Raw genomic sequence first — 18,353 nt, 5'->3', positions numbered from 1 at the left:
AGAGTCGGTATGCTTTGGGAGTTCCTATACCACCCGCAGAATCAGTATCTCGAAGCCAAGGTGTCCGGGGAGCTCACCGATGAAGGGCTTACCAAGATGGCCTCCGAGAGATGGGCGCTCCTGCAAAAGCTCGGATGGCGGAAGATCCTCTTCAACTTCATCGATGCGGTCAATTCCCTGCGCATCTTCGAGATATACGGCCGCCCGGCAAAGACGGCTGGGATTGGTATCCCGCGCGTGAACCACACGGCGGCTTGGGTACCCGCGGGGGAATGGGACAAATACGCGTTCATGGAAACCGTGTACCGCAACCGCGGCTATGACTTGAGGATCTTCGCCTCGCGGGAAGAGGCCATCCGTTACTTGACCTCCGAGTAACCGGTAATGACACCGGCGCGGACATTTTCAACAGCCTGCTAAAGGCGGACCTGGCTACTTCGCAGGCCCGCTATCGTTGGCGACTTCCGGATAAGGAGGCGCATCGGGCCCGCGTCCACCGCTCGCCGCAGGCGCGTTTTTCACCGCGTCCTCGCGGATGGCCCAGGTCCCGCCGCGCAGGGCGTAGGTACGCGGCCGCCGATGGCCTTCGCCATCTTCGAGATCGGCCACGAAGGTGGAGTCATCGGTCCAGGCCCCGGAGTACGGCCCCCAGCCGTCCAACTTGTCCTCCAGCTTCACCTGCGGGAGGCCCGCTTCCAACGACACGATCTGCACCCCGTTGGCCATGAATCCGGCCTCCAGATCCTCGTTGACCGACGCGAAGCGCGTGCGGGCGGGATTGATGACGGGCCGTCCGTAGAGCATCAGCTCAGCGCAATTGCGCTTGGAGACGTACACCCAGTCGCCGCCTTCGTAGAAAGTCCTCTCCACGAAATAACCGGAATCGGAAAAGACGCTATCCGCGCGCCGGTTCCGGACGTAATTGGCGTCGTCCCCGGCCGTATCGTCATAGAAGGCTACGGAACTGTCCTTGCCGCAGAGGAGCTTGACGGCCAAGGTGCCCGCCGGGACGGAATCCGATGAAGGCCTTTCCGCGGCCGTGGCGTCGGCCTTGGGGACGGGATTGGGAGCGGGTTCTTTGCGGCAACCGGCCAGGAGGATGCCTAAGACCAGCAGGAACCGGCGCATGCGCCTATTCCTTTTGGATCTCTTGGGCGCGTTGGGCTTCGTTGGTCCCGGCGCATTCGGCGATTAGCTTGCCCCACTCCTCGTCGCGTTTCGCCTTCTCCTTCTTATCGTTGTAGATAAGGCCGATCTTGAAATGGGCCGAGCAGGCCTTGGTCCCGCGGGGGAACTCGCGGACCACGCGCGCGTAGGCCTCCAAGGCCTTATCGGCTTTGTCCTGCTTCAGCAAGGTTTCCCCCAGCCAGAACATGGCCAGTTCGCGCCAGGTGCCCCCGGCATCCTTCTCGTACACGGTCTTGAATCCGGACAGGGCCAAATCGTACTTGCCCCGGATATAATCGTCCCGGGCCTGGTTGAAGAGGGCCTCCAGGTCCAGGCCTTCCACCACGCGCACCGCTTCGCCGTTGCCCGGCGCGGTCGCCCCGGGCGTGCCTACGGGCGATCCGGGCGCGGCCATAGCCGATCCGGAAGGGGCCGCGGACGCGCCGCCGCCCACCACGATCTTCTTCTGATCGAGCTTCTCGATCTTGGCGCTCAACTGGGTGAGCCGGTATTGGGTCTCATCGATTTCCGCATGCAGGCGAGTGATCTGGCCTTCGAGCTGGGTCAGCATCATGGTCAGATCGGCTTTCATCTTGCTCGTCGAACCGCCTTGGGCCAGGTTCAGCTCATCGACCGACTTCTGCACCGCTTCCACCTGCTTGGACAGGGCCTTGACGTCCGACTGGGTCTTCTCGTTCTGCGTACGCAGAACCTCGAAGGCTCCGCATCCGCTTAAGGCTTGGCCGGAGATGACAGCCAAGGCCGTGAGGACGCAGAGACGCAGGACGCGCCGATGGAACGAACGGAAACCCGCGGCCCGCCCCCCGGAGGGGAGCGGGCTCAGGCCTGAAGTTTGGACCGGAAAGCCGAACACGGGGCTTTAGAAGGTGGTCGTGAACTCGACGCGGCGGTTCTTCGCCCAGGACGATTCGTCATGGCCTTCCATCGCCGGCTTCTCTTCGCCATAGCTGATGGTCGACAAACGGGAAGCCTGGATGCCGTAGCTGGCCAGGTAATCGTTTACCGACTTCGCGCGGCGCTCGCCCAGGGCCATGTTGTAATCGTTGCTGCCGCGCTCATCCGAATGTCCTTCGACGCGGGCGGTGATCTCCGGCACTTCCTTCATCAGCTTGCCGATCTCCTGCAGGGTCGATTGGCCCTCGGCGGAGATGGTGCTCTGATCATAGGCGAAGTAGACGGGCTTGAACACTTCGGCGATGCGCGCCTGGATGCGCTGGCGGCGCAGGGCTTCCTCGTCGACCTTGGGCGCTTCCACCTTAGGCGGAGGGGGCGCCTCCTCCATCTTGGGAGGCGGGGGCGCCTCCTTGGGGGCGGGGGGCGGGGGCTTGGTGCAATTGCTCATGGCGAAGGCACCCAGGCCAAGCAGGCCCGCGAGGGTCAAGCGCTTCAGGTTCATATCCATCTCCTTTTTCCGAAAATTAGCATACGGTGCGGCAAAATCTAAGATTTCCGAACCGAATTTCCGATCCCCCGCCGGAAAAAAGACCCGGCAACTTGGCGCGGGGGACGACGCGCGTCAGTAATCCGACCACTTCGGCATGCTGTTGGCGCCGGAGAAACTGATCCGCTTGGGGTTGCTCCCGTCGGCGTTCATCATGAAAATCTCCGGGCTTCCCGTCCGGGTGGACATAAAGACAAGGTGCCGGCCGTCCGGGCTCCAACTGGGATTCTCATTGCTCCCCGCCCCGGTGGTCAATTTGGCCTGATCCTTCCCATCCGGCGTGATGGTCATGATATTCATGTTGTTGCCTTCGTCCATGGCGGTAAAGGCGATGCGGTCCCCTTTGGGCGACCAGGCGGGCGATCCGTAATAATCGCCTTCGTGGGTCAGGGCGCGCAGGTTCGACCCGTCCCGGTCCATCACGTAGATCATCGGTTTGCCCCCCCGGTCGGAGACGAAGGCGATTTCGTAGCCGTTGGGGGACCAGCTGGGGGAAGTCTCGATGGAACCGAAGAAGGTGAGCCGCTGGGGCTTTCCGTCCGGAAAGGCGCGCCGGTAGATTTCGGCGTTGCCGTCGATGGTCGAGGCGTAGGCGATTTCCTTATCCATCTTGTTCCAGGAAGCCGAGGTATTCATGCCTTTGGAGGCGAAGAGCAGCCCGTTCTTGCCGGACTCGAAATCCTTCTGGTAGAACTGGGGCTGGCCTCCCGCGTAGCTCGTATAGATGATTTTCGCTTTGCCTTCCACCCAACAGGGCTGGAGGTTGATGGACTTGTTACGGGTGACCTCGATGACGTTGGCGCCATCGTAATCCATCACCGCGATTTCCTTGTTGCCCGAATGCTTGGTCACGTAGGCGATGCGCGATTGGGCGATGCCTTTGTCCCCGAACAGCTGGTAGACAAGCTCGTCGGAGAACTTGTGGGCAGCCTGGCGCAGTTCCGCCTTCTTGCCGGAATACTTCTTCGCGATGATTTTTTCCTGGGAATCGATGTCGATGAGTTCGCATTGCAGGCTGAATTCATCGCCGGACAAGGCGTACTCGCCGCGCACGTAGGCCAAGGCCCCCGAGGTCTTGAAATCCAACTTAGAGGCGCTGTCGAACTGGGTCGCCGTCTTGACCTTGAAGCGGCCGCTGAAATCCAGGTCCCAGGCGATCACGCCATGGGGAGTGAAGGCGACGGAGTTGGGATCGCCCTTGGTGCACTTGAAATCGATGAAACCCAGGGCGATGGTCTCGGCGCCCTTCTGCTCCGAGGTGATGACCACGTCGGCGGCGCGGCCGGGAAGGACGGCTACGATCAATACGAGGATGGCCAGGAGGCGGGCGGCGAGGGTAACACGCATGTTACTGCTGCCCGCTGTAGACGAACTCATAGCTGACCTGGATCTGATCGTCGGGAAAATTCTCGGGAATAGGGGGAGTATGATCCATGCGCTGAATGGTCTGCTGCGCCAGTTGATCCAAATCGGCGTTACCGCTGGATGAAGTCACTTGCACGTCCTGGATTGTTCCTTCGCGGGTAACCTTGAAGCTGACCACGGTTTTGACCGTCCCCAAGATATCAATTCCCGCGGGCGGTTTCCATAAACCTTCCGCCCTCTTCTTTACGCGGCTGGCCCAGCCGGCAAGACGCGGATCCTCCGGCACGTGAGAGACGATCTGGGGCGTCAGCACCTGTTGTTCCGGCACCACCTCCTTGGGCGGGGTCTTGTCTTCCGGTTCGCGCGGCTTGGTCACCTTGGGTTCGGGCTTCTTGACGGCCACGGCCTTGGTGGGCTTGGGGGTCAGCTTGGGCGCTTCGGGCGGGGGGGGCGGCGGTTCGGGCTCGGGTTTCGGGGGCTCCGGCGGAGGCTGCACCTTGGGGGCCAGGGGCCGCAGCTTGGGCGGCTCCAGGCTGACCAGTTCGAAGATGGGCACCGCGGACTGCCGATGGGGCGCGAGCAAGGCCGAAAGGCCGAGCATCAGCATGGCGAACCCGTGCACGAGCACGGAGATGAGCATGGCGATGTTCCGGGTGACGGGTTCGTTGCCCTTGGCATGGTCCTTGGGATCGATGGGCGTACCATCGTCGCGGGGGATGGGCGAGGGAACGATGTCCTTGGAGATTGCCGACATGGGCCGCCTAGCGGTGCTTATTCCTCGGAGGAGGCGCGCCCGGATCCGTGAGGAAGCCCAGACGCTTCCCGCCCTGCCGCTGGATGGCCGCCACCAGTTCCATCACGTAGCCGTAAGGGACGCTCTGATCGCTGTTGATGACGATGGCGGTCTCGTCGTCACCGGTCCAGACTTGCCGGAAATCCTTCTCGAAGCTGGACTGATCGGAGGGCGTCTCGTTGATGAGGATCTCCCGCTCCTTGGTCACCGTCACTTGGATGGCCTTCTTCTCGTCCAGGCTGGCGGCCTGGGCCTTGGGCAACTCGACCTTGACGCCCTGGGACATGAGCGGCGCGGTGATCATGAAGACGATGAGGATGGCGAACAGAACGTCGATGAGGTTGACGAGGTTCAGTTCGGGATTGGGCCGCAGCGAATCGCGCTTACGCATCGCGGCTTAAGGCTTCTTGCTGGTGGAGCGTTCCAAGGCCGAAAGATCCCCGCGCTTGAACAAGCTGACCAATTCCGATCCGAAATTGAGCATGATGGCCTCGGCTTTGCGGTTGAATCCCGTGAAGGCGTTGTATCCCACCGACGAGGGGATGGCGACAAGTAAGCCCGCCATGGTGGCGAGCAGGGCCTCCGCGATGCCGGGAGCCACCACGGTGATGTTGCCCGAACCCTGCTTGCCGATTTGGTAGAACGAGTCCATGATGCCCCACACCGTGCCCAACAGGCCGATGAGCGGGCCCGTCGCCGAGCAGAAAGCCAGATAGACGAGGCCGCGCTCGTTCTTATCCTTTTCCGTGTCGATGGATCGCTCCACCGATTCGCGCACCAGTTCGCCGCGATGCTCCAGGGAATCGTAGCTGACATAGGCGGACAGGCCTTCCATCTCGGCCAGGGCCGACCGTGCGATGGCCCCCATGGGGGTGTTGGGCATGCTTTTGGAAACCTTGAGCAGATCCTGGAAGCTGGGACGCTCTCCCATCATTTGCCGCCACTTCCCGAAAGAGCGTTTGCGCCCGCCGTTGGCCAGCCATTTCTGGATCAGCACCGCCCATACGCCGATGGACAAGAGGAACATGACCGCCACGATGGCATAGGTGGAACCGGTGGCGCCTTTGAGGATTTCCAGGGTGACCGAATGCATGCAACTGCCCGGTTAATGGTGAAAGATCGCGGAGGGGACCGCGGAGAAACCGTGGAGAAATTAGAAATTTGGGCGGGAGTAGGGAACCGAAGGAGAGGGTTTAGGGTAAAGGGTTAAGGGTTAAGGGTGAAGATCTGAGCCGTCTTTGGCTTTCCTATACCCTTTACCCTGTACCCTTTACCCTTCTCAATTCTTATAACGGGAAAAGACCGCGCCCGGTCTTAACCGAGCGACTCCAGCATGCGGTCCACTTGCCGCTTCACCTGCGCGTCCTTCTCCATGCATTGCTCCACCTTCTTGATGGAATGGATGACGGTGGAATAGTCCCGGCCGAAAGCCAGGCCGATGGTATGCAGGGAGTTGTCGGTCAACTGGCGGGCCAGGTACATGGCGATCTGCCGGGGCTCGGCCACGTTCTTCTTGCGGGTCTGGGAAGTGAGGAGGGAAACCGTGGTCCCGTACTCCAGGGCCACCTGGTCCAGCACACGTTTGATGGTCACCGGCTGGTTCACGTTGCGGAGGGTATCGCCCAGGATCTGTTTGGCGATCTCCACCGTGATGGGGATATGGGTGAAGCTGGCGTAGGCGGACAGCTTGATCAGGGTGCCTTCCAGCTCGCGGATGTTGGAGGTCACCTGGTTGGCGACATAGGTGAGCACGTCCCCGGTGATGGGGCTATCGCTTCCGTCTTCGCTCTTCTTCTGGAGGATGGCCAGGCGGGTTTCCAGGTTGGGCGGCTGCAAGTCGGCCAAGAGGCCGGTGTCGAAGCGGGAGAGGAGGCGCGTGTGCAGGCCCTTGATTTCCGCCGGCGGCCGATCCGAGGTGATGACGATTTGCTTGTTCAGCGATTGCAGGATGCTGAAGATGTTGAAGAACTCGTCCTGCGTCGACTGCTTGCCGGCCAGGAATTGGATATCGTCGATGAGCAGGATATCCGCGTCCTTATAGACCTGGTAGAAGGTGCGGGAGTCCTTGTTCTTCTGCACGTACTCGATGTACTCGCGGGTGAACTCTTCCGAGGTGCGGTACACCACCTTGCGCACGGTCTCGTTCTCGATGCAGAAGTGGGCGATGGCCTGCACCAGATGGGTCTTGCCCATGCCCGTGCCGCCGTACAGAACCAGCGGATTGAAGTTGTTATGGCTGGGGGCCTCGGCCACGGCTTTGCAGGCCGCATGGGCCAATTGGTTGCAGTCCCCGATCACGAACTCATCGAAGGTGTAGCGGGGATTCAAGGGGACGGTGACTTCGATGCGCACCGGGCCGCGGGTCTTGATCCATAGGGACTCGGAGTCGCTTTGCCCCAGGCCGGTCGCGGCGGGCGAGGACGGGAAACCCTCGGCCCGGGCGGATTCGGCTCCGAAGACTTCCAGGTGCGGCGAGCGCTGCGGCACGGTGAAGGAGACATGCACGATATGGCCGAGGATATCCTCCAGCGCCTTCTCGATGACGGTCCGGTAATGATGGGAGACGTATTCGAGCACGAAACCGTTGGGGACCGTGATGAGCATGTCCGGACCCGCGGACTCCTGGATCTCCAGGGCGGAGAACCAGGTGTTCAAGGCGGACTCCGAAATCTGGGTGCGCAGGGCGGTGAGGCAGCGGGCCCACAGGGAACTTTCTTCGGCTTCGATCAAGGTCTGCTTTCCCATCATGCCTTGCACTACGCCTCCCGCCTTGTCCGTCCGCTTCGACCGCCCTAGACCCTTCCGAGTCGCCCTCGAGAGAGCTGGCGGTAAATACAGGCGAGTTAATTTAAGAATATTTGGTTTTCCCAGGGCGAGGCGATACGGATATTTTCCGACCTCGCTTTCCGGAAGTTTTCGGCCTTTCCATCCTTGTCCACTCGCTGTCAACAGCCTATGCACAAAAAAAATTCCGTTATGGTTGATCCTCCGCCCGAAATCATCCTAGAATTTCCGGCCTATTTTCCGACTCCATAGACTAGCCGGAACGGCGCCCGGGAAACCCGATGGCGCTTGACCCCGCGGCCTTCGACCCTCCCACCCCATCCCTCAAAGCCTCTAAGAGCCCAAGCCGGCGCCGATCGCGCGCCCAAGCCGCAGGAGGTTAGAGCCAAAGTTAAAGTAGGACGGCAACTTTTCCGATGAAGTAAGGCGTGGTAAGGGGACCCGGCCTATTTGGGTTCTTATGGTTGGTCCGCGCGGGGAGAGCACATGATCGGCGCGACGACGGCAGCGGTTACGGATGCGGTGATCCCGAAGAAGATCGAACCCAATCCCGCCAACAACGGAAGCCTGGCAGGGAGCGGCGATGGCGCCACCTTCACTGCGGCATACGAATCCATCGAGACCGAATCGTTGCATGTGAAGATCTCGAGCAAAGACGGCGACGTGGTGGAGCTGGATTGGGAACATCGCGAAGAGACTTTCGCGGGCGTGACCTTCAGTGGCGGGCCCGCGCGGCCCGGCCAGAAGGCTTCGGCGGGGGACGCGGCTAAATTGGCTGGGGCCAACTCGGAAGCGGCCCAGCCCTCCGCGACCGGCGCCGATGCGACGAGCCCCGATGCGCGCTTGCAGCAGTTGTCCCGCCTGCGCGATTGGGCCGCCCAGGTGGCGGAGGAAGTGCGCAAGCAGCAGAAGCGGATCCTCGAGGAAACCTTAAAGCAATCCGGCAAGTTCATGCCGGGTTCCGATGGCCGTTTCATCGTGATCTACGGCGCTCCCGACGCGGCCGGCAATGCCAATGGGGCTTCCGCAGACGCGGAGAAGGGCATCCCGGAATATTGGAACGCGGAGAATACCTCGGATCGTATCGTGAAATTTGCCACGCAAATGGCTGAAATCGCGGGCAAGGACTCCGATTTCGCGAAAACAATCATCAAGGCCGTCGCCGACGGTTTCGATCAGGCCAACGCCATGACCGGCCCGATGCCGGGCGCCGCCGGCGAACTCAACAAGAAGACGCGCGAACTCACGTTCGCCAAGCTTTCCAAATGGCTTGATGATCGCAAATCCATGGGATACAATCAGGTGGCCCGAACCGAAGAAATCCCGAACCCGGATACCACGCATGGAAGTGAGAATCACGAGCAATGAATCGATCGCCCTCTTCATCGTGAAGGGGAAGATCGGCTGGGACAACTCCCGCATCCTCGACGCCCAGATCCACAAGATGGTGGAGAAAGGGTGCTCGCACATCATCTTCAACCTGGACGAAGTCACCTTCCTGTGCAGCGGCGGCATCGGCGCGCTGATGTACAACATGAAGAAGGTCCAAGGAGGCGGAGGCGACATCTACATCGTCTCCAGCTCCGACTACATCCAATTCCTCTTCGCCACCATCGGCTTCAACCTGATCTTCAGCGGACGCATCTTCAACTCCTTCGAAGAGTTCGACGATCGCGTCCTCCAGCCGAAGGGCCTGACCCTCAACCTGGAAAACTCCGAGTCCTCCGTGATCAACACGGGCGAGCATCGTTTCCAGGACGGCGCCGCGAAGTCGGCCGCCTAAGACCGAGCCGGCTCCGGCCTAGGCCCAAGCCGGCCGCCTGAAGATCGATCGCGGGGCCCGCCTCCCCGAAAAAGCTATTCTTAAGGCATGGTCCAGCCCGCCGTCGTACGCGAACCCCTCAAGTTCCGGCCCATCCTCCAGTCCAAGCTCTGGGGCGGCGATGGATTGTACCGGGTGCTGGGCAAAGGCTCGGCCGAAGTCGCCGACGTGGGCGAATCCTGGGAGCTTTCCGATCGCGACGACAATGCCAGCGTGATCGCCGCGGGGACCTTCGCGGGCGCCAACTTGCGCGAGATTTTTTCCGTACACGCGCGGGATATCCTGGGAAGCCAGTACTCCCCTTCCCTGTCCCGCTTCCCGCTGCTTTACAAATTCATTTACGCCCGGGAAAACCTCTCCGTGCAAGTCCACCCCGGGAAGGGTTCGCCCTTGGGCGACGCCAAGACGGAAACCTGGTACATCCTGGAGGCGCCCGCGGGCGCCGAGCTGATTCTGGGCATCGCCGGCGACGGCGATCGCAGCCGCACCTTGGCGGCCCTGCGCAGCAGCACCTGCCGTGAAGTGCTGAACCGGGTGCCGGTCCATGCTGGCGATCTGTTCTTCATCCCCGCCGGCACCGTGCATGCCATCACCGCGGGGCTCCTGCTCTACGAGGTGCAGCAGAATTCGGACACCACCTTCCGCCTTTACGATTGGGATCGCGTAGACGCCGCGGGCAAGCCGCGCGCCTTGCATATCGCCGAAGCCGAGCAGGTGATCGATCTGCGCCGCCACTCCAAGCATCGCATCCCTCCCCTGCGCGTCAAGCGCGCGACCCATGAAGAGGAATACCGCGTGGCATGCGAATACTTCGCGATGGCCCGCTGGTCCCGTTTGCAGGGCGCGGCCGCGCTGGAGAACCGGGGCCGCTTCCGGGTGCTGACCTGCGTGGCGGGAGCCTTCGAGCTGGGCTGGGACGGCGGCGCCTTGGCCATCGGCAAAGGCGATACGGTGCTGGTTCCCGCGGCTTGCGAACGTCCGCGTTTGCGGGAAACGCAAAGCGGCGCCGAAATGCTGGTGAGCTGGCTGCCGATTGTCGGCGAAGAGATCTACGCGCCGCTGCGGGCGGCGGGATACTCCGATCAGGAGATCCGCGATCTCGGAGGCCTGGAAGGGCTGGCCTAGCCCCGTCGCTCCGATTCCCTAAAAAAGCAGAAGCCGCCCGCTCGCGCGGACGGCCTCCTCTTCCCCATCGCGCCGTACCCTTTCGTCAAGGGCAGGCGGGAACGCGAATCAGAACAGGATCTTGAAGTTGAGGCCATCCACGATGCTGATGGCATTCCCTCCGGTCCGGATGATGAAGTTAGGAATGAACGGGATTTCGAAGCCGAACCGGGTGGAGACGACGATGTGGTCCAGCAGGGTCACTTCGGGCTGGAAGCCCACCACGCCGCTGAAGCCCAGATTGTCCGTCGCGGCCGCGGTTTTCTGGAAACGCGCGCCGGCGGCGAAATAGGTGTCCACCGGGCCCCAATCGTGCAGATGGCCGAGGAACAGGCCCGAAGCCGACATCGTGAAGCGGGCGTCGTGGTTGTCGTTGCCCGGATCCAAGGCCATTCCCGCGCCCACGTCGATGAAATTGCGGCCTAGCCCCAAGCGGGCCTGGATTTCCTGCCAATTGTTATCCCAACCGAGGCCGGCCAATTGGGCCTTGGCGCCCAAGGCCAATCCGGCCACCACAATCAGGGCCTTTGCGAACTTGTTCATCATTACGATTTCCTCCTTGCAGGGTTGGTCAGTCGATCCGAAACAGGGTTGGATGGCGCCCCGAGGGAGCCGAGTCGATTGTCAATTCCCGACAAAAGAATAATCAGAATGGCCCCGATGCCAAGGAATATTTCACTCTCATTCAGGAACCCGATCCGGCCTTGATACCTTGTTGACCGGATGCCGGCCGGATCCCGCGCCCCGAGGATGGGGATTCCGGGCCATCCGTTCCGAACTCGCAAGGTTACCATCCGCATACCTGGAAACCGGAACGCAGCCAACTAGATTTGGGATTAATGAATCCGCGACTTCCCCACCTCGGCTTCGGCCTCGGCCTGCGCATCCCCCATTACGCCGCCATCTTCGCCGAACGCCCGCCCGTGGATTTCTTCGAGATCATCTCGGAGAACTTCATGATCGCCGGCGGCGTCCCCAGCTACAATCTCGACCGCATCCTGGAAACCTATCCCGTGGTGCTGCACGGAGTATGCATGTCCCTGGGTTCGCCGGGCCCTCTCGATTTCGATTATCTGAAGAAGCTGAAGGCCTTGGCCCAGCGGACGCGCACGCCCTGGTTCAGCGATCATCTTTGCTGGACGCGGACCGGCGCGCATCATTTCCACGATCTCCTGCCCCTGCCTTACACGGATGAGGCGCTCAACCACGTGGCCGAAAAGGCGCGCATCGCCCAGGACTACCTGGAGATCCCGTTCGGCATCGAGAATCTATCCGCCGTGGCCGAATGGTCCGCGGGAACCATGCCCGAATGGGAGTTCTACCGCGCCGTGGTCGAGAAGGCCGATTGCAAGATGATGCTGGACGCGAATAACATCTACGTCTCTTCGCGCAACCATCATTTCGATCCCATGGAATACGTGCGGGGCCTGGACCTGTCCCGCGTCTGCCAGATCCATATCGCCGGGCATAACGACAAGGGTTCGTACGTGCTGGATACCCACGATCATCCCGTGCGGGAAGAGGTGTGGGACATTTATCGGGCCGTGTACCAAGGCTGCGGAGGCGCATCCACCCTGTTGGAGTGGGACGACAACTTCCTCCCTTTCGCAGAAACCCATGCCGAGGCGCTAAAAGCGAAGAGGTTGGTGAGTGATATGCGCCTCTTTCCCTCGGGGGGCGGGGTCAACGTGTCGGCGCGAACCGGTAGTGCACCTGCTTAGAGTTCCTAGCGCCTCTCCGTCTCGCGTGTGCGGTCGCACGGCTCCGCTCGGTCGGCGCTGCGCGCCTCTCCCTCTCGCGGGGCTCGGTAGACCGGGCCCTACAGCCGCGCTCGAGGGGTTCAGGGTGGGGCCCTTCTTTGGAAAAGACCCTATGGTCGCCTTGAAGTCGAAGGTGGTTGCTTATTACGGAAGTGGGGTCTTTACTTCGTGGAAATAATCGGTCCGGTGAAAAAATTGGCCCCGAAAAAAAAGGACCCGCCCCTTTGCGGAGGCGGGTCCCTTAGGCCCTGATCCCGGCGTGAACCGGGAGGGAAGTTATGCGTGAGTCAGGTGGCGGGGCGCTTGCGCGCCCGGGGAGCTTATGCTCCTTTGCAGCCGCCCAGGCCCTTGCATTCGTTCTTGCCTTTGCAGTCGTGGGCCTTGCCCATTTTGGCGGCGTCCATGCCCATCTTCTTGGCGGCGCCATCGAGATCGGCTTGGGACATCTTGCATCCACCCTTGCCCTTGCAGGAGTTCATGCCCTTACAGCCATGCTTGTCGGTAGCCATGGCGGTATGGTGCGAAGAATCCATCGCGGGGGTGGCGGCGGTCGTGGGCACCTGGACCGGAGCGGTCGCCTTCGGCTGGGCCGCGGCGGGAGCGCCGGCAGGAGCCGCGGGAGCGGCAGCCGCTGCGGAGGCGGTCGAGTCCTTGGCGGCCATCTTCTTATGATGATGCTTGGCGGCATGCTTGGAGGTATCCTGCGCCGTGGGAGCAGGAGCACCGCCCGCAGCGGGAGCCGATGCATCGGCGGCGGAAGCCGTCGAGATCATGCCCGCGGCGATGCCGGCCAAGGCCAGGGTGGACAAGTAGCTGGATTTGCTCACTTGGCGGCTCCTTCGGCGGCGGGAGCGGCCGGGGCGGCGGTGGCCGAAGAATCGGCGGCGGCCTTCTTCGCCTTGTGGTGGCCCTTCTTCTTGGCGGGCTTGACGGCGGCGGTCGCGGGGGCGGCCGGGGCCGAAGCATCGGCGGCGGGAGCGGCGGCGGCGGCCGGGGCGGCCTCAGCGGCGGCGGGCTTGGCGGCCGGAGCGGCGGCAGCGGCGTCCGCAGCGTGAACCTGGGCGAGACCAATCATACCAACGACGGCGAGAGCAAGGGTCTTCTTAAACATGATCATTTTCCTTCCTGAAATCTCCGGAATAGGCACGCTATCCTGGATGGGGCGCAAAAGACCCCTGGTTGTGGTGTCCGAAAGACGGGTGAAATGTACTAATACAATCCGAAAATTCGGCAAGCTTCCCATTAATGGGAGCGCGAATGGGAGCATGAACGGGAAAAAAGTTTCCGATTTTGCCGGTGAGCCTCAGGAAGGTTCGTAGTCCAGATTGGGCGCGAGCCAGCGTTCCATGGTGGCCAGATCCATGCCTTTGCGGGCGGCGTAATCGATCACTTGGTCCTTGCCGATCTTGCCTACTCCGAAGTAACGCGATTGCGGATGCCCGAAATACCAGCCGCTCACCGCCGCCGCCGGCATCATGGCGAAACTCTCCGTCAGCCGGATCTCCGTCTTTTTTTCCGTTCCCAAAAGTTCGAAAAGCGCCGCCTTTTCGGTATGATCCGGACAGGCCGGATAGCCCGGGGCCGGCCGGATTCCCTGATATTTCTCGCGGATCAGATCTTCCTTACTGAGGTTCTCCACCTTGGAATAACCCCAGAACTCCCGGCGCACGCGCTGATGCAGCTGCTCGGCGAAAGCCTCCGCCAGGCGGTCGGCCAGGGACTTGGCCATAATGGAATTGTAATCGTCGGAATCCTTCTCGTAGCGCGCCACCAGGGCGTCGAGGCCCACGCCGCCGGTCACCGCGAAGGCGCCGAACCAATCGGCCACGCCGCTCTCCTTGGGCGCGATGAAATCGGACAAGGCCATATCGGGCTCGCCGCCGGGCTTGTCGGTTTGCTGGCGCAGGGAATGCACGGTGGCGATCACGCGGCTGCGCGTCTCGTCGGCGTAGAGCTCGATGTCGTCGCCCACGCTGTTGGCGGGAAAGAGCCCGAACACGCCTTGGGCCGTAAGGCTCTTATCGGCCACGATTTTCTTGAGCAGAGCCTGGGCATCGTTGAATAGCTTGGTGGCCTCGGCCCCCACCACGCTGTCCTTCAGGATCTTCGGGTACTGGCCCACCAATTCCCAGGTCTGGAAAAAAGGCGTCCAATCGATGTAGGGAACCAGATCCTCTAATGGATACGACTCGAAAACGCGGATGCCGACGAACTTAGGGCTGACGATATCGCCCTTGGCATGCGCCCCGGCCCAATCGATTTTGGGACGGCGCCGGCGGGCCTCGGCGATGGGAAGCGATTTGCGATCGGAAATCTTCTTGCGATGATCTTCGCGCACCCCGTCGTAGCGGGCGGTGATCTTCTTCATGAATTCCGGACGCTGCTCGGGGCTGAGCAGGCTGCCTGCGGTGGGAACGCTGCGCGACGCGTCCAGCACGTGCACGACGGGATGCGAGTAGGCGGGAGCGATCTTGACCGCGGTATGCGCCACGCTGGTCGTAGCGCCGCCGATGAGGAGCGGAATGGTGAATCCCAGGCGCTCCATTTCCTTGGCCACATGCACCATTTCGTCCAGCGACGGGGTGATGAGCCCCGATAGGCCGATGGCGTCCACGTTTTCCGCCTTGGCCGTCTCCAGGATCTTGTTGGCCGGCACCATCACGCCCAGATCGATGATCTTGTAGTTGTTGCAGGCCAGTACCACGCCCACGATGTTCTTGCCGATATCGTGCACGTCCCCCTTCACGGTGGCCATCAGGATCTTGCCCGCCTCCCGCGCGGTCGCCGGGTTCTTCAGCTTCTCGGCTTCGATATAAGGCAAGAGGATCGCCACTGCCTTCTTCATCACGCGGGCGCTCTTCACCACCTGGGGCAGGAACATCTGGCCCGATCCGAACAGATCGCCCACCACGCTCATGCCCGACATCAGGGGTCCTTCGATGACTTCGAGGGGCGTGGCGTATTTGAGGCGGGCCTCTTCCACGTCCTTGTCGACGAATTCGACGATGCCTTTGACCAAGGCGTGCGACAGGCGTTCTTCGACGGGGGCCTTGCGCCAGGCTTCGTCTTCAACCAATTTGGCCGCGCCCTTGGGTCCGGCCTTGATCTCATCGGCCTTGGTCACCAACCGCTCGGTGGCATCGGGGCGGCGGTTCAAAAGCACGTCTTCCACGAGTTCGAGCAGGTCCTTGGGGATCTCCTCGTACACTTGGAGCATGCCGGCGTTGACGATGCCCATGTCGAGGCCGGCCTTGATGGCATGGTACAAGAAGGCCGAATGCATGGCCTCGCGCACGGGATTGTTGCCTCGGAAGGAGAAGGAGATGTTCGAAACGCCGCCGCTCACGTGGCAGCCGGGCAGGTTCTGCTTGATCCAACGGCAGGCGTTGATGAAATCGACGGCGTAATTATTGTGCTCTTCCAGGCCGGTGGCGACGGTGAGGATGTTGGGATCGAAGATGATGTCCTGGGGCGGGAAACCCACTTCCTTCGTCAGGATATCGTAGCTGCGCTTGCAGATCTCGGTGCGGCGCTGGAAATTGTCGGCCTGGCCCTGCTCATCGAAGGCCATCACCACGGCGGCCGCGCCATAACGGCGGATCAGCTTGGCCCTTTCCTTGAACGCGGCCTCGCCCTCCTTAAGGCTGATGGAATTGACGATGCCCTTGCCCTGCCAGCATTGCAGGCCCTTTTCGATCACGCTCCATTTGGAAGAATCGACCATCACCGGCTTGGCGGCGATGTCGGGCTCGACCGCCACCAGGTTCAGGAAGCGGAACATGGCGGCTTCGGAATCGAGCATACCTTCGTCCATGTTCACGTCGAAGATCTGGGCCCCGCCGTCGATCTGCTGCTTGGCGATGGCGACGCCTTCTTCGTAGTTCCCGCCCAGGATGGCTTTGCTGAACTTCGGAGAACCAGTGATATTGGTCCGCTCGCCCACGTTGACGAAGTTGGACTCGGGGCGGATGACCAGGGGCTCCAGGCCGGACAGGCGCGTGTAGGGTTCGATCTCGGGCACCGGGCGCGGCGGGTATTTGGCCACGATGGCGGCGATGGCCCGGATATGGTCGGGCGTGGTGCCGCAGCAGCCGCCCACGATGTTGAGGAAGCCGCTCTTGGCGAAGTCCTCGATGAGGGGCGCCATCTGATCCGCGGTCTGATCGTACTTGCCGAAGGCGTTGGGGAGGCCGGCATTGGGATGGCAGCTCACCAGGCAATCGGAGATGCGCGACAACTCTTCGATATACGGGCGCATGTCCTCGGCGCCGAGGGAGCAATTGATGCCGACGGAAAACACCGGCACGTGGCTGACGGAATACCAGAAGGCTTCCACGGTCTGGCCCGACAAGGTGCGGCCGCTCTTATCCACGATGGTCATGGAGATCATCACCGGCAAGCGCGTTCCCGTCTTCTCGAAATAGGCTTCCAGGGCGAAGAGGGCGGCTTTGCAATTCAAGGTATCGGTGATGGTCTCGATGAGGATCAGATCGGACCCGCCGTCCACCAGGCCGCGGATCTGCTCGGTATAGGCGTCGACCAACGGTCCCCATTGGATGGAGCGGAAACCGGGATCGTTCACGTCCGGGGACATCGAGAGCGTGCGGGTGGTGGGGCCCATGGAGCCGGCCACGAAGCGAGGCCGGTCCGGGGTCTTCTTCGTCATGGCTTCGCATTCGCGTTTGGCCAGCGACGCCGCGGCCTTGTTGATCTCGTAGACCAGGTTCTCCATCTTGTAATCGGCCATGGAGATGGCGTTGGTGTTGAAGGTATTGGTCTCCAGGATGTCGGCGCCCGCCTCCAGGTAGGCCCGATGGATGCCGGCGATGACCTCGGGCTGGGTGAGCACGAGCAAATCGTTATTGCCCTTGAGGTCGCAAGCATGATCGTGGAACTGGTGGCCGCGGAAATCCTCTTCGCTCAAGGAGTGCGTCTGGATCATGGAACCCATGGCGCCGTCCAGGATGAGGATGCGCTCCTGCACGGCCTTCACGACGGGCAGATGGGCGATGGCGGGATGGGGCTTAAAGGGCATCTCGGATCCTTTGCGGAGGTCGGTTTGAAATTCGCTTATTTCTTGGTGGCCTGCACCATCAGGCCTTCGATCTCAGGGTAATCCTTCCCCGGTCCGGTGATTTCGGAATGCAGCCCGGTGAAACCGCTTTCCTTGAGCCAGCCTTCCAGGTCGGCCTGGGAGAAGCCCAACCAGAAATCCCCGAACTTGGTGCGCATCCATTCTTCCCCGTGCGCCAGGAGATCGAGGATTAGGATACGGCCATCGGAGGCCAGCAGCCGCCGCGATTCGGCGAGGGCTTCCTTGGGCTTGGCCGCATGATGGAGGGACTGCGATAGGATGACGGAATCGAAGCCCGCGTCCGGCAGGCCGGTGGCTTCCATGGGCGCGTGGCGAAATTCCAGGGATCCTCCCGGAGCGAGGCTGGCCGAAGCCCAGTTGGCGCGCGCCAGCCGGATTTGCTCTTCGCTGCTATCGATACCGATGACGGAATTGCCGGATTGCGCAAGCAGGATGGCCAAGCGCCCGTTGCCGCAGCCCAGGTCCAGGATGCGCTGCCCGCGGATGAGGCGGATGAGGCCATGGCATAAGGCGCTCCAGGTCTGCCCCGGCGAGGGCATGTTCTGCACGGCCTGGCTGTTGAAGAATTCCCGCGAGCGCTCGCTGCGCTCCTCGAGCGCCTTCTTGAGGGCGCGGATGTCGCGGGCATACCACTTCGCCGCCGGCGCGCTTTGCAGCGCGTTCTCCACGATGCCGAGCTTGGCGTCCACATGGCCGTTGCGGGGGATGCGGTACAGGACCTTCTGCCCCTCTTTGCGGCTGGCCACCAGATCCTGTTCTTTTAACAGTCCTAATTGGGTGCTCAAGGTGCTTTGGCCTAACCCGAGGATTTTTTGCAGTTCCCCCACGGCCAGTTCGGCTTCGCGTAGTGCGGAAAGGATGCGTAGCCGCGTCTCGTCACTGAGCAGACGGAAAACTTCCGTCAATTCCTCGATATGCAGGATGTCCCCCATGACCGTATA

18 protein-coding genes are annotated in these 18,353 nt (G+C 61.8%); 5 read left to right on the top strand and 13 right to left on the bottom strand.

What is annotated here, in order from left to right:
• Positions 1–9: 9 nt before the first annotated feature.
• Entirely contained in the window at positions 10–378 is a 369-nt protein-coding gene (locus tag JF616_11900; GenBank protein ID MBW8888450.1) for a hypothetical protein, read from the top strand.
• A gap of 54 nt (positions 379–432) precedes the next feature.
• Here the strand turns inward: JF616_11900 and JF616_11895 are convergent, their stop codons facing one another.
• The 8 genes from JF616_11895 to dnaA all read right to left on the bottom strand — a co-directional run bounded on the left by JF616_11895 (position 433) and on the right by dnaA (position 7,544).
• Entirely contained in the window at positions 433–1,128 is a 696-nt protein-coding gene (locus JF616_11895; protein MBW8888449.1) for a hypothetical protein, read from the bottom strand.
• A 4-nt stretch (positions 1,129–1,132) separates the two neighbouring features.
• Positions 1,133–2,041: a tetratricopeptide repeat protein gene (locus JF616_11890; protein MBW8888448.1), complete on the bottom strand. Its 909-nt coding sequence runs from the start codon at positions 2,039–2,041 to the stop codon at positions 1,133–1,135.
• A gap of 6 nt (positions 2,042–2,047) precedes the next feature.
• Entirely contained in the window at positions 2,048–2,590 is a 543-nt protein-coding gene (pal, locus tag JF616_11885) for a peptidoglycan-associated lipoprotein Pal (protein ID MBW8888447.1), read from the bottom strand.
• A 114-nt stretch (positions 2,591–2,704) separates the two neighbouring features.
• Positions 2,705–4,006, bottom strand: coding sequence for a PD40 domain-containing protein (locus tag JF616_11880; GenBank protein MBW8888446.1), 1,302 nt, complete (start codon positions 4,004–4,006; stop codon positions 2,705–2,707).
• The gene (locus JF616_11875) at positions 3,978–4,748 is read right to left on the bottom strand and encodes a TonB family protein (GenBank protein MBW8888445.1); all 771 of its coding nucleotides are present in this window, start codon (positions 4,746–4,748) and stop codon (positions 3,978–3,980) included. The genes JF616_11880 and JF616_11875 overlap by 29 nt, the downstream gene beginning before the upstream one ends.
• A 7-nt stretch (positions 4,749–4,755) precedes the next feature.
• A complete protein-coding gene (locus JF616_11870) occupies positions 4,756–5,178 on the bottom strand; it encodes a biopolymer transporter ExbD (protein ID MBW8888444.1) in 423 nt (140 codons plus the stop codon).
• A 6-nt stretch (positions 5,179–5,184) separates the two neighbouring features.
• Entirely contained in the window at positions 5,185–5,880 is a 696-nt protein-coding gene (locus tag JF616_11865; GenBank protein ID MBW8888443.1) for a MotA/TolQ/ExbB proton channel family protein, read from the bottom strand.
• 221 nt (positions 5,881–6,101) lie between these two features.
• A complete protein-coding gene (gene dnaA, locus JF616_11860) occupies positions 6,102–7,544 on the bottom strand; it encodes a chromosomal replication initiator protein DnaA (protein ID MBW8888442.1) in 1,443 nt (480 codons plus the stop codon).
• 513 nt (positions 7,545–8,057) lie between these two features.
• On the opposite strand from dnaA, the gene JF616_11855 reads away from it, so the two are divergent.
• The 3 genes from JF616_11855 (at position 8,058) to JF616_11845 (ending at position 10,518) form a co-directional block, all read left to right on the top strand.
• On the top strand, positions 8,058–8,939 hold the full coding sequence (locus JF616_11855; protein MBW8888441.1) for a hypothetical protein: 882 nt from the start codon (positions 8,058–8,060) through the stop codon (positions 8,937–8,939).
• The gene (locus tag JF616_11850; GenBank protein MBW8888440.1) at positions 8,914–9,354 is read left to right on the top strand and encodes an STAS domain-containing protein; all 441 of its coding nucleotides are present in this window, start codon (positions 8,914–8,916) and stop codon (positions 9,352–9,354) included. The genes JF616_11855 and JF616_11850 overlap by 26 nt, the downstream gene beginning before the upstream one ends.
• An 87-nt stretch (positions 9,355–9,441) precedes the next feature.
• Positions 9,442–10,518 (top strand): class I mannose-6-phosphate isomerase, encoded by a 1,077-nt coding sequence (locus tag JF616_11845; protein MBW8888439.1) that lies wholly within the window; start codon positions 9,442–9,444, stop codon positions 10,516–10,518.
• 108 nt (positions 10,519–10,626) lie between these two features.
• On the opposite strand, the gene JF616_11840 is transcribed toward JF616_11845, so the two are convergent.
• On the bottom strand, positions 10,627–11,103 hold the full coding sequence (locus JF616_11840; GenBank protein MBW8888438.1) for a hypothetical protein: 477 nt from the start codon (positions 11,101–11,103) through the stop codon (positions 10,627–10,629).
• 293 nt (positions 11,104–11,396) lie between these two features.
• On the opposite strand from JF616_11840, the gene JF616_11835 reads away from it, so the two are divergent.
• Positions 11,397–12,278 (top strand): DUF692 domain-containing protein, encoded by an 882-nt coding sequence (locus JF616_11835; GenBank protein ID MBW8888437.1) that lies wholly within the window; start codon positions 11,397–11,399, stop codon positions 12,276–12,278.
• Positions 12,279–12,637: 359 nt separating this feature from the next.
• Here the strand turns inward: JF616_11835 and JF616_11830 are convergent, their stop codons facing one another.
• The 4 genes from JF616_11830 to JF616_11815 all read right to left on the bottom strand — a co-directional run bounded on the left by JF616_11830 (position 12,638) and on the right by JF616_11815 (position 18,344).
• Positions 12,638–13,144, bottom strand: a complete 507-nt coding sequence (locus JF616_11830) for a hypothetical protein (GenBank protein ID MBW8888436.1) — start codon at positions 13,142–13,144, stop codon at positions 12,638–12,640.
• On the bottom strand, positions 13,141–13,428 hold the full coding sequence (locus JF616_11825) for a hypothetical protein (GenBank protein MBW8888435.1): 288 nt from the start codon (positions 13,426–13,428) through the stop codon (positions 13,141–13,143). The genes JF616_11830 and JF616_11825 overlap by 4 nt, the downstream gene beginning before the upstream one ends.
• 192 nt (positions 13,429–13,620) lie before the next feature.
• Positions 13,621–17,319: a methionine synthase gene (gene metH / locus JF616_11820; protein MBW8888434.1), complete on the bottom strand. Its 3,699-nt coding sequence runs from the start codon at positions 17,317–17,319 to the stop codon at positions 13,621–13,623.
• A gap of 68 nt (positions 17,320–17,387) precedes the next feature.
• Positions 17,388–18,344, bottom strand: coding sequence for a metalloregulator ArsR/SmtB family transcription factor (locus JF616_11815; GenBank protein ID MBW8888433.1), 957 nt, complete (start codon positions 18,342–18,344; stop codon positions 17,388–17,390).
• Between the last annotated feature and the right edge of the window lie 9 nt (positions 18,345–18,353).

The sequence above is a fragment of the Fibrobacterota bacterium genome (assembly GCA_019509785.1).
Classification (GTDB): Bacteria; Fibrobacterota; Fibrobacteria; order UBA11236; family UBA11236; genus Chersky-265.
This window is presented reverse-complemented; position numbering and strand designations above follow the sequence as displayed.

What these genes read in the sequence shown, in the direction of transcription:
- JF616_11895 (MBW8888449.1), bottom strand. Translation starts at nt 1,128, where the DNA reads ATGCGCCGGTTCCTGCTGGTCTTAGGCATCCTCCTGGCCGGTTGCCGC.
- JF616_11845 (MBW8888439.1), top strand. Translation starts at nt 9,442, where the DNA reads ATGGTCCAGCCCGCCGTCGTACGCGAACCCCTCAAGTTCCGGCCCATC.
- JF616_11880 (MBW8888446.1), bottom strand. Translation starts at nt 4,006, where the DNA reads ATGAGTTCGTCTACAGCGGGCAGCAGTAACATGCGTGTTACCCTCGCC.
- JF616_11840 (MBW8888438.1), bottom strand. Translation starts at nt 11,103, where the DNA reads ATGATGAACAAGTTCGCAAAGGCCCTGATTGTGGTGGCCGGATTGGCC.
- pal (MBW8888447.1), bottom strand. Translation starts at nt 2,590, where the DNA reads ATGGATATGAACCTGAAGCGCTTGACCCTCGCGGGCCTGCTTGGCCTG.
- JF616_11850 (MBW8888440.1), top strand. Translation starts at nt 8,914, where the DNA reads ATGGAAGTGAGAATCACGAGCAATGAATCGATCGCCCTCTTCATCGTG.
- JF616_11855 (MBW8888441.1), top strand. Translation starts at nt 8,058, where the DNA reads ATGATCGGCGCGACGACGGCAGCGGTTACGGATGCGGTGATCCCGAAG.
- JF616_11870 (MBW8888444.1), bottom strand. Translation starts at nt 5,178, where the DNA reads ATGCGTAAGCGCGATTCGCTGCGGCCCAATCCCGAACTGAACCTCGTC.
- JF616_11815 (MBW8888433.1), bottom strand. Translation starts at nt 18,344, where the DNA reads ATGGGGGACATCCTGCATATCGAGGAATTGACGGAAGTTTTCCGTCTG.
- JF616_11865 (MBW8888443.1), bottom strand. Translation starts at nt 5,880, where the DNA reads ATGCATTCGGTCACCCTGGAAATCCTCAAAGGCGCCACCGGTTCCACC.
- JF616_11825 (MBW8888435.1), bottom strand. Translation starts at nt 13,428, where the DNA reads ATGTTTAAGAAGACCCTTGCTCTCGCCGTCGTTGGTATGATTGGTCTC.
- JF616_11875 (MBW8888445.1), bottom strand. Translation starts at nt 4,748, where the DNA reads ATGTCGGCAATCTCCAAGGACATCGTTCCCTCGCCCATCCCCCGCGAC.
- JF616_11900 (MBW8888450.1), top strand. Translation starts at nt 10, where the DNA reads ATGCTTTGGGAGTTCCTATACCACCCGCAGAATCAGTATCTCGAAGCC.
- JF616_11835 (MBW8888437.1), top strand. Translation starts at nt 11,397, where the DNA reads ATGAATCCGCGACTTCCCCACCTCGGCTTCGGCCTCGGCCTGCGCATC.